Source organism: Pontibacter akesuensis (assembly GCF_001611675.1).
Taxonomy (GTDB): Bacteria; Bacteroidota; Bacteroidia; order Cytophagales; family Hymenobacteraceae; genus Pontibacter; species Pontibacter akesuensis.
Genome location: NZ_CP014766.1, coordinates 2,655,611 through 2,669,802 on the forward strand (window position 1 = coordinate 2,655,611; position 14,192 = coordinate 2,669,802).

A 14,192-nucleotide genomic window follows, 5' to 3' on the forward strand; every position below is an offset into this window, starting at 1 on the left:
TTTTTGTTCAATTGTGTGGAAAACAGGAACCTGTGCCAAATGTTCAGCACAGGTTTAGGCTGTTAGACAGATGCGATGTGCTCTATCTTGGCGTCGCCCCAAAGCTCCTCCAGCGAATAGAATGCACGCTTATCTTTCAGGAACACATGGGCTACCACGTCCACATAGTCCAGCAGCACCCACTCGTTGTTGGTGCGGCCTTCAGTTTGCCACGGGTTTTGGCCAATGGCCTTGTGTACCTCTTCCTCGATAGAAGAAGCGATTGCGTCTAACTGCGTATCAGAATTTGCTGATGCTATTACGAAGTAATCGGATACTGCGTTTTTAAGTGATTTGAGGTTTATTACAACAATATCGGAGGCTTTTCTCTCCTGCATACCTTTCACTACCAGCTCTGCCAATATGTCGGAAGTAGCCTCACCCTTGGTTTCTTTCATTTGTGCTCTCTAAATTTGATCTACAAAAGTACTAAATTCTACTCTAATTATATGATGCCTTCTACGCTGTTTATGGGGCAGCAACTGCGTTTCCTGCCAGTTTGCGAATCTACCAACTCAGAGGCCTATCAGCTTCTTATCAAAAATGAAGCCACAGAAGGCTGTACCATACTGACGCACAACCAGACAGGCGGCCGGGGACAGCGGGGCAACAGCTGGCAGGCGGAGCCGGGCCAGAACATTACCCTGTCTGTTATTCTGTCACCCAGTTTTGTAGCCGTAAGGCAGCAGTTTAACCTCAACATGGCGGTGTCGTTGGGCGTGCTCGACCTGCTCCGCGAACAGGGGCTGCAGCAGGCGCAGGTGAAATGGCCCAACGACTTATACTTTGAAGATAAGAAACTTGGCGGAATTCTGATAGAAAATACGATAAACAGCCAATCTTTACAACACAGTATCGTCGGGATTGGTTTAAACGTGAATCAGCGAACTTTCCCTTATCCAACGGCTACATCCATGGCAAACGTATGTGGCCATACGCTGGACTTGGAGAAAACGACGATGCGCCTGCTCGAGCACCTGGAGCGGCGTTACCTGCAGCTGCGCAGCGGCCACACCGCCCGGTTGAAGTATGAGTACCTGCAGGCCCTGTACCGCTACCAGGAACAGCACACGTTTCGGGTAGATAATAGAGAAGTGCAGGGGCAGATCGTGGGCGTGGGAGAAGACGGAAAACTGGCCCTGGAGATTGCCGGCGAACTGCGCTACTTCGCCTTCCAGGAAATATCCTACGTGATCTAAAATAGCCAGAAGTTCAGTTTCTGAACGGTATAGAAGTATAAGCTACCCTTCCTGTGAGTGGCGTTACCGAACAAGCACAAAAGCTGCCTTCCGGAAGAAGATAGCCTCTTCAGAGTCAGGTTATACCTCCCTTAGAAAAGCCATAGAGCAGGATGAATTATACTTGTAAGGTCTGCCTGAAAGCACAGCTTTATCGCCTTCAGCCTGATTTTGTGAACGTGGTCTGTAAACTTAAGAATCTGTTTTTTTATACTTGTCAGGGCCTTTTTTGTGTAGCGCCAGGCTAAATTGTGTATTATCTTTGCAGGCACGGGCAAGCACTGGCAATTAGGTACGGTTTTTGGGTAGTGGCTTAAAAGAAATGCAGGCAAACGTATCTGCTTCATTTACAAATATTTTAAAAGTTTAATTTAAATCTTTCGCATTTTAGGCTATCTTTGGTCAACTATGCTAAGTATAGTGAAAATACTATAAAGGAAGGGCGCTTGATGATGAGACTATTTACACGATTTATACTAGTTACCACCCTGCTAAGCGCACATTTGCTGAGCTTCGCAGGCGTGCAGGGTGCCGCGGGGGTTAACCCAACGTACCGGGGAGGTAACACCCTCTGGAAACTGATGCCTGACAAGGTGGCACAGCTGACGCTGTCGGCAAACAACGCCAGGCCAAAGTTTGTGAGCAAAGAAAACGACCATACCTGCTCGAAGCTGTATGCTTCTGCGGTGAGCCAGGAGTTCCATGTGGTGGAGCAAAAGCAGACAAAGTCCATGTATGCCAACATTACACTCGCTGCCTTTGCACCGGGCAACGACCTGAAGCCGGTTTTGCCATCTATCAACGCATACCCAAACCCATCAAGGGGCTACACTAGTCTGGCGCTTAACCTGCCGGGCAACGATAGCTACAAGATCCGCATCTCCAACACCATCGGCAAAGTACTGACCGTGCAGGAGGTAGCTCCGGCCGAGCGTGCCAAGATTGACCTGGACCTGACAAGCCTGCCATCCGGCATCTACTTCTACAGCCTGCTGGTGAACGGCAAAACAGTGGAAACGAAAAGACTGGTGCTGCAGAAATAAAAGCACTTAAAATGAGTTAAATATAGAAAGCCGGCCGTTTGGCCGGCTTTTTTGGTATAAACTTTTAAAAATAGCCAGCCGCTTTACAATATTTATTATTTTCGGGGCTGAATCAACTATAGCTATGACGGATTATCGGAAGGTAAATAACATTGTAGGCTGGAGCGTGTTTGCCATCGCGACAGCTGTGTACATTTTAACCTTAGAGCCCACGGCCAGTTTCTGGGATGCCGGCGAGTTTATCGCCTGTTCTTACAAACTGCTGGTGCCGCACCCGCCCGGGGCTCCGTTTTACCTGCTCATGGGCCGGCTGTTCTCGATGTTCGCCTCCGACGTAACTCAGGTGGCCTGGTGGGTGAACCTGCTGTCGGCGCTTTGCAGTTCCTTTACGGTACTCTTCCTTTTCTGGACCATCACCATACTTGCCAGCAGGCTGCTGGTAAAAGAAGGCGCTGTGCCTTCCACAGGCAATTTGCTGCTGATCATGGGCAGCGGTGTAGTGGGGGCGCTGGCCTATACCTTCTCCGACTCGGCCTGGTTCTCAGCGGTGGAGGCAGAGGTATACGCTATGTCGTCCTTCTTTACGGCTATCGTGTTCTGGGCCATACTTCGCTGGGAGGCCAAAGTGGGAGAGGCGCACTCTGATAAATGGCTTGTGCTCATCGCGTACCTGGTGGGCTTATCCATCGGTGCGCACTTGCTGAACCTGGTAACCATTCCGGCTCTGGGCTTCATCTACTATTTCCGACTATACAAGCCTTCCTTGTGGGGCGGGTTGGCAGCCTTTGCCATCAGTGCCGTTATCGTGGTGGCCATCCTTTGGGGCATTATCCCGGGCTTGCCGTCTGTGGCGGGCGCGTTTGAGGTGTTCTTCGTGAACTCCCTTGGCCTGCCGTTCAGCTCAGGCATTATCGTGTTTCTGATTTTATTCATCGGCGCCATCATTTACGGTCTCCGCTACTCCATCCGGCACAACAACCGTGTGCTGAACACGGCCCTGCTTAGTCTTATCTTTGTACTGATCGGGTACTCCTCTTATATGATGATTCCGATCCGCTCGTCTTACGACCCTACCATCGATGAGAATGACCCGGATGACATCGTTACGTTTGTATCTTACCTGAAGCGTGAGCAGTACGGCGACAGACCGCTGCTGTACGGGCCGCACCTATATGCCTCGCCTATAGGGCAGGAAGAGGGAGCGCCGCGCTACATCAAGGGAGAAGACCGCTATATCAGCACAGGAAATAAAATAGAGCCGGTGTATGATGACGCCGACAAGATGTTGCTGCCCCGCATTTACAGCGATGCGCCCGGCCACGTGGAAGCTTACAAAAAATGGGTAGACCTGCGGGAGGGCCAGGCGCCTAGCTTCGGGCAGAACATCAGCTTCCTGCTCAATTACCAGCTGGGCCACATGTACTGGCGCTATTTCCTGTGGAACTTTGCCGGCCGCGAGAGCGATGTGCAGAACGCGGGCGTACTTTGGTTCGGAAGCGAAAGTATAGATACCCCGGTGCGGGTGGAGGAGAGCAAGGCACGTAACAGTTTTTACCTGCTGCCGCTGCTTATCGGTATACTTGGGTTAATCTACCAGGTGCGCAAGCACGAGCGCGACGCCCTCGTAATCGGTCTGCTCTTTTTCTTTACGGGCATCGCCATTGCCCTGTACCTGAACCAGCCGCCTACGGAGCCGCGTGAGCGTGACTATACCTTTGCCGGTTCGTTCTACGCCTTCTCTATCTGGATAGGCCTGGGCGTGATGGGAATGGCAGACCTGCTGGGCAAAGTGCTGAAAAGCACCATGGCCCGTGCCGCTGTAGCCACCATGATCTGTCTGGCTGTGCCAGGCATTATGGCCGCTGAGGGCTGGGATGACCACGACCGCTCGGATCGTTACCAGTCTGTGGATTCGGCTAAAAATCTGCTGGATTCCTGTGCACCGAACGCGATCCTCTTTACAAACGGCGATAACGATACCTTCCCGCTGTGGTATGCGCAGGAGGTGGAAGGATACCGCACTGACGTGCGCGTGGCCGTGCTTAGCTACCTGAACACCGACTGGTACATCGAGCAGATGAAGCGCCAGTCCTACCTGTCCGATCCGTGGCCGCTGTCACTGGGCAACGAGGCCTACCGCCAAGGCACCAACGACTTCCTGCCGTATGTAGAGGCACCGCAGGTAAAGGCGGGCATCGACCTGGACCAGTACATTGGCCTGATCAAACAAAGGCATCCGGCGCTGCAGGTGCAGTACGGCCCAGGCACCACACTGCTCACCATGCCGACGCACAACTTCTTCCTGAACATTGACAAGGAGAAGATAAAGCAGATGGGCTTTGTGGCGGATGATTACGAGGACCAGATTGCAGACCGCATGCAGTGGACGATCACCAAATCGCTGCTGGAGAAAAAACACCTGGTGATTCTGGACCTGCTGGCTACAAACAATTGGGAGCGCCCAATCTATTTCTCAACCACCGTGAACAGTGCGGACTTTATCGGTTTATCTGACTATTTCCAGCTGGAGGGCCTTGCCTACCGGGTGGTGCCTGTGAAGGGCGGAGGAGAAGGAGACCCCGGCATCGTGAACAAGGAGGTGATGTATGAGAACATGATGAAGGACTTTGTGTTCCGCAACTTTGATAACCCGGACATCTTCTACGACGAGAACTACTACCGCTTCTCTGCCAACGCCCGTGATAAGTTCGCTATTCTGGCCGCGGCTTACCTAAAGGACGGCAACGAGGCCAGGGCAAGGGAATTGGTGGAGTACTGCTTTAAAGTGCTGCCACTCGAAACGGTGCCTTTTGATTATTACACGCCGCAGTTCATCCCGATTTATGCCGCCCTCGGCGAAACCGAAAAGGCTAAGCAACTGATGGAAATCATGGCGCAGGGCTCAGTGGAGGCACTGGACTATTACTTTGCCAAAGGCTCCCTGTTCGACCAGGAGATACAGGTGAACATGGTGATTCTGCAGCAACTGATTGGCGCCGCCGAAGACCTGGGCATGCCGGAGCGGTCCACGCAGTTGCAGCAGCAGTTTATGCAGTACCTGCAGCGCATGCGCCGCTAAACAAAATAAGCTCATATTCAGTACAAAAGGCCGGATCGTTACGCACGCTCCGGCCTTTCTTTTTGTACTTGACCACACTAACAGCCACTGTAAAATGAGGTACTCCAATTTGCTGTTTCTTCTGATACTGTTCATGATCGCTGGTTGCGGGGGCAGATCCTCGCGCATGCCGACCCTGGAGCCGGTGCAGTTAAAGCAGGAAGTGCCGGAGATTACCATGGAGCACAGCTACTATACCCGCAACGACAGCCTGCACGTGCTGCTGAAGTTTGAGGACGTGCAGCAGGTGATGGACATCCTCAGGGCGGCCACCTCTTACGAATACGCCGTTCGAAACGGGGCCGCGGCAAAAAGTACGCTGCTGCTGGAGGACTCGGTGAACCTGCCCGACAGGAAAATAACCGATGTGGAGGGGCAACTGCACGTGCAGTTCGCGCTGCCCGGCATCGTGGTGCAGGAGCCCAATGTGCTGCACATACAAGTGTGGCAGGTGCTGTCGGGCCAGGAGCGCATGGGCATGACCTTTAAGCTTCCCCTTAACAGGCAAATGCTGCAGAAGGATTACCTGCTGGTGAACTCCAAGTCTGGAAAGCCGCTGTTCAGGGATTACCTCACCACATCAGACAAACTGGTGCTGCACAAGTATGGAGCGGGAACCGATTCGCTGCAGGTTAGCCGGTTTGAGCTGGATTTTATGCCTGCTGCGCCACCCATGAGCACAAGCAAGCCCGCAGTGGCGCGTACCATAGCGCCGGCCACCACGTTCAGCCTAGGAGCCTTGGACACGTTAACCTTTGCGGAGCAGGGCCTTTATACGTTCGGCACCGGGTCAGGAAACCCGCAGAGCGTTTTGGTGATGCCCGGTAACTACCCGCAGGTAACCATGGCCAACGAACTGGTGCCGCCGCTGATCTACCTGACCACTTCGCAGGAGCGGGAGGCGCTGCAGGGGGCAACGGATGTGAAAGCCGCCGTGGACAATTTCTGGCTGGAGGTGGCAGAGGGAAGCCCCACCCAGGCCCGCGAACTAATCCGGACATACTATAGCCGGGTGGAGATGGCAAACAAGCTCTTCTCTGCCCACAAGGCTGGTTGGGCCACTGACAGGGGCATGATCTATTTGATATACGGCAGGCCCACCACCATCAGCCAGGCGGGCCCCAGCATCACCTGGATTTACAGGGAGTCCATGACATCGCCCTACATCAAGTTCGTTTTTACCAAAAAAGAAAATAACTTTACCGAAAATTATTATGAGCTGGTACGGCGCCGCGAGTACGAGGACAGTTGGTACAGCTCAGTAGCCAAATGGAGAGCAGGAAAGACAAATTTGTAGGAGGTAACCGCTATAGCGGCCCCCGCACACCAAAAGAAGATAAAACCGAGATGATTTTCGGCTCACGCCCCATCCTTGAGGCGTTCTCAGCCGGGAAGGAGCTGGAGAAGATATTCCTGCTGCGGGGTTCCCGCAACCCCACCACCGATGAGATTGTGGCTGAGGCCAAACGCTTTGAGGTACCGGTGGTGATGGTGCCGGCCGAAAAGCTGGACAGGCTCACGCGCAAGAACCACCAGGGCGCCGTGGCCTTTATCTCCCCGATTACTTACCAGCCACTCAACGAAATCATCACTTCGCTGTTTGAGCAGGGCAAAAACCCGCTGGTGCTTATACTTGATCGCATTACGGATGTGCGCAACTTTGGCTCCATTGCCCGAAATGCAGAATGCATGGGCGTGGACGCGATTGTGATTCCAAGTAGAGGGGGCGCGCAGATCAATGCAGATGCCATGAAAACATCTGCCGGCGCACTGAACCTGGTGCCCGTTTGCCGGGAGCCAAACCTGAAGGATACAATGGATTACCTGAAGGAGTACGGTTTCCAGCTAGTGGCCTGCACTGAGAAAACGGAGCACCAGCTAAACGACTTTGCGGTGGATATGGTAGGGCCGACGGCCATCATCATGGGCAGCGAGGAAGACGGTATTTCGCCGGAGTACCTCAAGCGTGCCGATGTAAAGCTGCGCATTCCGCTGATGGGCCAGATTGGCTCCCTCAACGTGTCGGTGGCAACGGGCATCGTGCTGTACGAGGTAATGCGCCAGCGACTCCGCGACGGTGGCTACGCCAGCCTTGGCAGTCTGGATCCGAGATAGTTTCTTCAATAGACAAAGGACTAGAAAGACAAAGGACAAAAGAGCAAAGACATCAACATCTTTACTCTTTTGTCCTTTGTCTTTCTATAAGGAACTGGAACCGCCGGTGTTTAAATGTAATCCGGCCCTTTCCTGGATTTGGCATCAGCCATAAACTCCTTCACTTTCTGCTCCTCGTCTTTCTTGCAAACCATCAGCACGTTGTCGTACTCGGCCACAATATAATCCTGCAGGCCTTGCAGCACCACCAGGCGGTTTTTTGGGGTTTTGATGATGCAGTCGCGGGTGTCGTACAGCATCACCTCGCCATCCACCACGTTGCCGTTCACATCCTTGTCGTTGATGGTGTAGAGGGAGTTCCACGTGCCCAGGTCCGACCAGCCGATATCAGCTAGCAGCACGTACACGTTGTCCACCTTCTCCATAATGCCATAGTCGATGGAGATATTGCGGCACTGAGAGTACGCCTTTGTGATAAAGTTCTGCTCTTGCGGACCATTCATGTGCGCCACTCCTTCGTCAAAAATCTCCGATATCTCGGAAAGCTGCTGCTGGAATGCCTTTAGAATGCTCTGCACGCTCCAGATAAAGATGCCGGAGTTCCAGACAAAGTCACCGCTGTCGAGGAACATCTTGGCCAGTTCCAGGTTCGGTTTCTCCGTAAAGGTCTTCACTTTCTTCACCTTCGTGGCCTCATCGTCGATGTACTGGATATAGCCGTAGCCCGTGTCGGGGCGGCTTGGCGTAATGCCGAGCGTAATGAGGATCTCGTCCTTTGCCGCGGCGGCCACCGCCTCCTTTATCACCGATGTGAACACGTCCTGCTTCAGCACCACGTGATCCGATGGGGTTACCACCAGGTTGGCTTTCGGGTTTAGCTGCGCGATCTTATAGGAGGCGTAGGCGATGCACGGTGCGGTGTTGCGGCCAACTGGCTCCAGCAGAATCTGGTTGTCGCTTAGATGCGGAAGCTGTTCCTGCACCAGTGCTTTGTAGTCCTTGTTGGTGACCACAAAAACGTTTTCGGGTGGGCAGATGTCGGCAAAGCGGTTGGCTGTCATCTGCAGCATGCTTTCGCCGATGCCAAGCACATCATGGAATTGTTTAGGGTAATTGGTACGGCTGTAGGGCCAGAAACGGCTTCCGATGCCGCCTGCCATAATGACTACGTAGGTGTTGTTGTCCATATTTTAAATGAGTCCTTCTTTGAGCAAATCGTGGAGGTGCACGAACCCCTCGAATTTACCAGATTTAGCAACAATGAGTTGCGTTATACTTTTGTTCTGCATGATAGCCATGGCCTCGGCGGCATAGGTATCCGGCGTAATGGTAAGCGGAGAAGGGGTCATGATAGTGCTGGCAGTGATGCCCTCTGTGGAATCATACTTGTTGAGCATGCGGCGCAGGTCGCCGTCTGTGATGATTCCTATCAAATCCCCGGAGTCTTTTGTTACGACAGCAGTGGCCCCCAAACGCTTGGAGGATATCTCGATAATAACTTCTTTTACTGTCGCGTTCTCCTTTACGCTAGGTGCCTCATTTTGGGTATATATATCTTCAACTTTCAGGTAAAGCCTTTTGCCCAGCGAGCCACCCGGGTGCAGGCTTGCAAAGTCGGAGGTGCTGAAGCCGCGCGCCTCCAGCAGGCTCACGGCCAGGGCATCGCCCAGGGCCAGTGCGGCGGTGGTGCTGGTGGTGGGGGCCAGGTTGTGCGGGCAGGCCTCGCGCTCCACGTGGGCGTTAAGTATAAAGTCGGCGGTCTGGGCCAGATAAGAGTCGGTGCTCGACACCATGGCCGCCAGTTTTGAACCTTTGCGTTTTAGCAACGGTACAAGTACCTTTATCTCAGGGGTGTTACCGCTCTTGGAGATGCAGATAACAAAGTCCTCTGCCTGTATCATGCCCAGGTCTCCGTGAATGGCGTCGGCGGCGTGCATGAACAGCGCGGGTGTGCCGGTGGAGTTAAGCGTGGCTACAATCTTCTGGGCGATGTTGGCGCTTTTGCCGATTCCCGTCACGACCACACGGCCCTTGATCTGCAGGATGGCTTGGACGCAATTTTCAAAGCTTTCGTCGATAAAATCAGCAAGTCTGGCGATTGCCTCGGCTTCGGCCTTCAATACATTTTTTGCGGTAAGCGCTATATTATTAGGGAGATTCAAGTTAAATTTGTGTTAGAGCGCTCCATCGGAGTGCGTTCGACTAGATTAAATTTTTTGCAGGATTACATGTCAGTAAAACAAGAGGTAAATCTCAAGAACAAATTAAAAGAAGTTTTTGGGTATAATCAATTCAGAGGAAACCAGGAGTTAATAATAAACAATATTATTAATGGCCGGAACACTTTTGTGATTATGCCCACAGGCGCGGGCAAGTCGCTGTGTTACCAGCTACCTGCTCTTTCTTTGCCAGGCACAGCCATCGTTATTTCGCCGCTGATAGCCTTGATGAAAAACCAGGTGGACCAGCTGAACGCCTTCGGGGTGAACGCGCACTTCCTCAACTCCACCCTCTCCAAGTCGGAGACGAACAGAGTGAAGAAGGAGACGCTTGCCGGAGAGGTGAAGCTGCTGTACGTGGCTCCCGAGTCGCTGACGAAGGAGGAGACGATTGAGTTTATGCGCGCCTCTAACATCTCTTTTGTGGCCATCGATGAGGCGCACTGTATCTCGGAATGGGGGCACGACTTCCGCCCGGAGTACCGCCGCATCCGTGGCATTATTGACCAGATAGGTAACCTGCCGATTATAGCCTTAACAGCCACCGCCACGCCAAAGGTGCAACTCGATATTCAGCGCAACCTGCAGATGGATGAGGCCTCGGTGTTTAAATCGTCGTTTAACCGCACCAACCTGTACTACGAGGTGCGCCCCAAGCACCATACCAAGAAGCAGCTGATTCAGTATGTGAAGAAGCACAAGGGCAAGAGCGGTATTGTGTACTGCCTGAGCCGCAAGAAGGTGGAGGAGATTGCTGAACTGCTGAGAGTAAACGACATCAAGGCGCGCCCATACCATGCTGGGCTTGACCCCAACGTGCGCATGGCCAATCAGGATGCTTTCCTGAACGAGGACGCAGACGTGATTGTGGCGACCATTGCCTTCGGCATGGGCATCGACAAACCGGATGTGCGCTTTGTAATTCACTACGATACACCAAAATCCATTGAGGGCTATTACCAGGAAACAGGCCGTGCCGGGCGCGATGGTATGGAGGGCAACTGCGTGATGTTCTACAGCTACGATGATATTGTGAAGCTGGAGAAGTTTAACAAAGACAAGCCGGTAACAGAGCGCGACAACTCTAAGTTGCTGCTGCAGGAGATGGCCTCATACGCCGATTCTGCTGTATGCCGCCGCAAGCAATTGCTGCATTACTTTGGCGAGACCTACGAGAAAGACTGCGGTTTCTGCGATAACTGCCTGCACCCGAAAGAGCGCTTCGAAGCCGAGAAGGAGGCGCAACTGGCCTTGAAAGCCGTGCAGCAAACTGGCCAGCGTTTCAGCATCGAGCACATCACCGCTGTGCTTACAGGCTTGAAAAACCAGCACGTGACCAGCTACGAGCACGATCAACTGGAGGTATTTGCCGCCGGCAAGGAGCAGGATGCGCAGTTCTGGAGCTCTGTGCTGCGCCAGGTACTGCTCTCTGAGTTTTTGTACAAGGATATTGACAACTTCGGCGTGGTGAAGCTTACCCCGAAAGGCGAGGAGTTTATTCTGAACCCACACCCGATACAGCTTGCCAAGGATCACAACTACGATCAGGAAGTGAAGGAGGATGAGGAGAAAATAGAGGCACAGGCATCAGCGGGGCACGATGAGGTGCTGTTCGATATGCTGAAGACCCTGCGTAAGAAGCTGGCAAAGGAGAAGAACCTGCCGCCTTACGTGCTGTTCCAGGATCCGTCGCTGAAAGAGATGGCCACCGTGTACCCGACCACCAAAGACGAACTGGCCAATATTGCCGGGGTGGGTATGGGCAAGGTGCACAAGTTTGGTAAGCCGTTCCTCGATATGGTGAGCAAGTATGTGGAGGAGAACGACATTGTGACGGCATCTGACGTGGTGGTGAAAACCACTGTGAACAAGTCGAAGATCAAGATCTACATCATTCAGCAGATAGACAAGAAGGTGGACCTGGAGGAGATTGCCTCCGCCAAGGACCTGACGATGCAGGAACTGATCGAGGAGATTGAGCACATCTGCTACTCCGGTACCAAGCTCAACCTGAACTACTACATCAACAACGTACTTGATGACGAGCGCCAGGAGGAGATTTATGACTACTTCATGAACGCCAGCACCGACAACATTGCGGTGGCCCTGAAGGAACTTGGAACAGATGATTTCACTGAGGAGGACCTGCGTCTGATGCGTATCAAGTTCTTGTCGGAGTACGCGAACTAAGGCAACAGAAGCTAGAAGTATAAAGTATAAAAGCGGCCGGGGAACAACTGGCCGCTTTTGTTTTGGCTTGTACGGGAGCAAGTATAAATATTAAGACGGCCATTGTGCTGTTCGGGCAAGTATAAATTTTTAAATTCGCGGCAGCGGCCGTTACGCCATCAACCTTAAAACCGAATAACCCAAGAATATGAACGTACTTGTTATAGGATCCGGAGCCCGTGAGCACGCCATCGCCTGGAAGCTTAGCCAGAGTGAGTATTGCGAGAAAGTGTTTGTAGCGCCTGGAAACGCCGGTACCGCAGCCTTCGGCACCGCCGCCGCGGTAGACATCCATAACTTCGACGAGTTGGGCAAGTTTGCCGCCGACTTCAACGTGATGATGCTGATCGTGGGGCAGGAGAACGCGCTTGTGGAAGGTATACACGATTACTTCGCCGCCTCAGAGTTTCTGAAGCACATTCTGGTGGTAGGGCCCAAAAAAGCCGGTGCCATGCTGGAGGGCAGCAAGGATTTCTGCAAAGCTTTTCTGCAGCAGTACAATATCCCCACTGCCCGCTACCAGACCTTTACTGAGACTACCTTTAAAGAGGCTGTGGATTACCTGAAAAACCACCAGTACCCGGTAGTGATCAAGGCAGACGGGTTAGCGGCAGGAAAAGGCGTGATTATAGCGCAGGATTATGATGAAGCGTTTTATGCGCTGGAAGGCATGCTGCGCAACAAGCGCTTCGGTGCCGCTGGCAGCAAGGTGGTGATAGAGGAGTTCCTGCAGGGCATCGAGGTGTCGGTGTTTATATTAACGGACGGCAGAGAATACGTGCTACTGCCGGAGGCAAAAGACTACAAGCGCATCGGGGAGGGCGACGCCGGCCTGAATACGGGCGGAATGGGTGCTGTGTCGCCGGTGCCGTTTGTAGATGAAGCTTTCATGCAAAAGGTGAAGGAGCGTGTGATTGAGCCGACGTTGCGGGGCATGAAGCAGGAGCAGCTGGACTATACCGGCTTCCTGTTCATTGGCCTGATCAGCGTGAACGGCGACCCGTATGTAATTGAGTATAACGTGCGCCTGGGCGATCCGGAAACAGAAGCTATCCTGCCGCGCATCAAGTCTGACCTGTTCATGCTGTTTAAGGCGCTGCACGAGCACACGCTGGGGCAGTTCGAACTGGAGGTGGACCCACGCACAGCCACTACCGTTATACTTGCCTCTGGTGGTTACCCGGAGGGGTATGAGAAAGGCAAGGAAATTTCAGGCCTTGCCAACGTGCCGGACGATGTGCTGGTGTTTCATGCGGGCACCAAGCAGGTGAACGAGAAACTGCTGAACAACGGCGGCCGTGTACTTGCCGTTACCGCCCTGGGCGATACCATGGAGCAGGCACTGGAGAAGGCGAACGCCGCGGCAGAGTCCATCACTTGGCAGGACCGCTACTACCGCCGCGACATCGGTTTTGACCTGCGCTAAAAAGAAAAAAATGTAGTATAAAAAAGGCGGGGCCGGTAGATTTAATCTACCGGCCCCGCCTTTTTTAGTTAAAGCTAAGCGATTAGCAATATGCGTCGAAAGCACCTTTCAGGTTGTCCACTATGCGGTGCAGTTCATTGCCTTCGATGTGGTAGCGCTCGATCATGTGCACCAACTCGCCATCCTTGAAAAGGGCGATAGAAGGCGAAGACGGCGGGTAAGGCAGCATGAATTCACGTGCTTTGGCCACCGCATCCTGCTCCATACCGGCAAATACCGTTACAAGCTTCGCAGGTTTCTTGTCTGCAGCAGAAACAGCCATTTTAAGAGCCGGACGTGCCTTAGAGGCCGCACAGCCACAAACAGAGTTAATGGCTACCAGCACCGTTCCATCAGACTTAAGCGCCTGGTCTACTTCCTCAGCGCTCATCAGTTGCTCAAAACCAGCAGAGGTAAGGTCCTCGCGGATAGGGGCAACCATATATTCGGGATACATTGACATAGGTCTTCTTGGTTTAATATGTTAGTAACAGCAAAGTTAAGGAATACGTGCCACAAAAGATAGTTTCTTCTCTAGGCGGTCTAACCGTGTGATTAATTGATGCTCCAGATATAAGAGCAGCGGTACATTTCTTCAAAGCCCGCTGCAGCAACAGGAGAAGCGAACTGATTGTTCGATATGCCTTCGGCTTCAGATGGCTATGCAAGCGTCACGCTTGTAGCTTTCTCAAAAGATCGGACTACCAGTATAGCTTTTATACTATT

11 protein-coding genes are annotated in these 14,192 nt (G+C 52.8%); 7 read left to right on the plus strand and 4 right to left on the minus strand.

Translation table 11 applies throughout. The annotated features are described in order from the left end of the window. Positions 1-62 precede the first annotated feature (62 nt). Positions 63-437, minus strand: a complete 375-nt coding sequence (rsfS, locus tag A0W33_RS11410) for a ribosome silencing factor (protein ID WP_068838257.1) — start codon at positions 435-437, stop codon at positions 63-65. A 51-nt stretch (positions 438-488) separates the two neighbouring features. Here rsfS and A0W33_RS11415 point away from each other — a divergent pair, with 51 nt between their 5' ends. From A0W33_RS11415 to rlmB, 5 genes are all read left to right on the plus strand, one after another. After that, the gene (locus tag A0W33_RS11415) at positions 489-1,238 is read left to right on the plus strand and encodes a biotin--[acetyl-CoA-carboxylase] ligase (RefSeq protein WP_068838258.1); all 750 of its coding nucleotides are present in this window, start codon (positions 489-491) and stop codon (positions 1,236-1,238) included. Between the two features lie 488 nt (positions 1,239-1,726). Next, positions 1,727-2,320, plus strand: coding sequence for a T9SS type A sorting domain-containing protein (locus A0W33_RS11425; protein WP_082815205.1), 594 nt, complete (start codon positions 1,727-1,729; stop codon positions 2,318-2,320). 124 nt (positions 2,321-2,444) lie between these two features. Continuing rightward, entirely contained in the window at positions 2,445-5,399 is a 2,955-nt protein-coding gene (locus tag A0W33_RS11430) for a glycosyltransferase family 117 protein (protein ID WP_068838261.1), read from the plus strand. 94 nt (positions 5,400-5,493) lie between these two features. Next, positions 5,494-6,735 carry a GWxTD domain-containing protein gene (locus tag A0W33_RS11435; protein ID WP_229802156.1) on the plus strand — a complete coding sequence of 414 codons (1,242 nt, stop codon included), beginning with the start codon at positions 5,494-5,496 and terminating at the stop codon, positions 6,733-6,735. Continuing rightward, complete coding sequence (rlmB, locus tag A0W33_RS11440) at positions 6,708-7,553, plus strand: 23S rRNA (guanosine(2251)-2'-O)-methyltransferase RlmB (protein ID WP_068838262.1); 846 nt, start codon at positions 6,708-6,710, stop codon at positions 7,551-7,553. Before A0W33_RS11435 ends, rlmB begins: the two co-directional genes overlap by 28 nt. A 110-nt stretch (positions 7,554-7,663) precedes the next feature. Here rlmB and A0W33_RS11445 read toward each other — a convergent pair whose 3' ends face one another. Together A0W33_RS11445 and A0W33_RS11450 are read right to left on the minus strand one after the other, a co-directional pair. Next, complete coding sequence (locus A0W33_RS11445) at positions 7,664-8,740, minus strand: mannose-1-phosphate guanylyltransferase (RefSeq protein ID WP_068838263.1); 1,077 nt, start codon at positions 8,738-8,740, stop codon at positions 7,664-7,666. Between the two features lie 3 nt (positions 8,741-8,743). Continuing rightward, positions 8,744-9,715 (minus strand): KpsF/GutQ family sugar-phosphate isomerase, encoded by a 972-nt coding sequence (locus A0W33_RS11450; RefSeq protein ID WP_068838264.1) that lies wholly within the window; start codon positions 9,713-9,715, stop codon positions 8,744-8,746. Positions 9,716-9,781: 66 nt separating this feature from the next. On the opposite strand from A0W33_RS11450, the gene recQ reads away from it, so the two are divergent. Next, the gene (recQ, locus tag A0W33_RS11455) at positions 9,782-11,962 is read left to right on the plus strand and encodes a DNA helicase RecQ (protein ID WP_068838265.1); all 2,181 of its coding nucleotides are present in this window, start codon (positions 9,782-9,784) and stop codon (positions 11,960-11,962) included. Positions 11,963-12,149: 187 nt separating this feature from the next. Next, positions 12,150-13,427 carry a phosphoribosylamine--glycine ligase gene (gene purD / locus A0W33_RS11460; protein WP_068838266.1) on the plus strand — a complete coding sequence of 426 codons (1,278 nt, stop codon included), beginning with the start codon at positions 12,150-12,152 and terminating at the stop codon, positions 13,425-13,427. Positions 13,428-13,509: 82 nt separating this feature from the next. On the opposite strand, the gene A0W33_RS11465 is transcribed toward purD, so the two are convergent. Beyond that, entirely contained in the window at positions 13,510-13,923 is a 414-nt protein-coding gene (locus A0W33_RS11465) for a BrxA/BrxB family bacilliredoxin (protein WP_068838267.1), read from the minus strand. Positions 13,924-14,192: the final 269 nt, after the last annotated feature.

Coding starts and splice junctions, on each gene's coding strand:
- rsfS (WP_068838257.1), bottom strand. CDS start 437: ATGAAAGAAACCAAGGGTGAGGCTACTTCCGACATATTGGCAGAGCTG.
- A0W33_RS11415 (WP_068838258.1), top strand. CDS start 489: ATGATGCCTTCTACGCTGTTTATGGGGCAGCAACTGCGTTTCCTGCCA.
- A0W33_RS11425 (WP_082815205.1), top strand. CDS start 1,727: ATGATGAGACTATTTACACGATTTATACTAGTTACCACCCTGCTAAGC.
- A0W33_RS11430 (WP_068838261.1), top strand. CDS start 2,445: ATGACGGATTATCGGAAGGTAAATAACATTGTAGGCTGGAGCGTGTTT.
- A0W33_RS11435 (WP_229802156.1), top strand. CDS start 5,494: ATGAGGTACTCCAATTTGCTGTTTCTTCTGATACTGTTCATGATCGCT.
- rlmB (WP_068838262.1), top strand. CDS start 6,708: ATGGAGAGCAGGAAAGACAAATTTGTAGGAGGTAACCGCTATAGCGGC.
- A0W33_RS11445 (WP_068838263.1), bottom strand. CDS start 8,740: ATGGACAACAACACCTACGTAGTCATTATGGCAGGCGGCATCGGAAGC.
- recQ (WP_068838265.1), top strand. CDS start 9,782: ATGTCAGTAAAACAAGAGGTAAATCTCAAGAACAAATTAAAAGAAGTT.
- purD (WP_068838266.1), top strand. CDS start 12,150: ATGAACGTACTTGTTATAGGATCCGGAGCCCGTGAGCACGCCATCGCC.
- A0W33_RS11465 (WP_068838267.1), bottom strand. CDS start 13,923: ATGTATCCCGAATATATGGTTGCCCCTATCCGCGAGGACCTTACCTCT.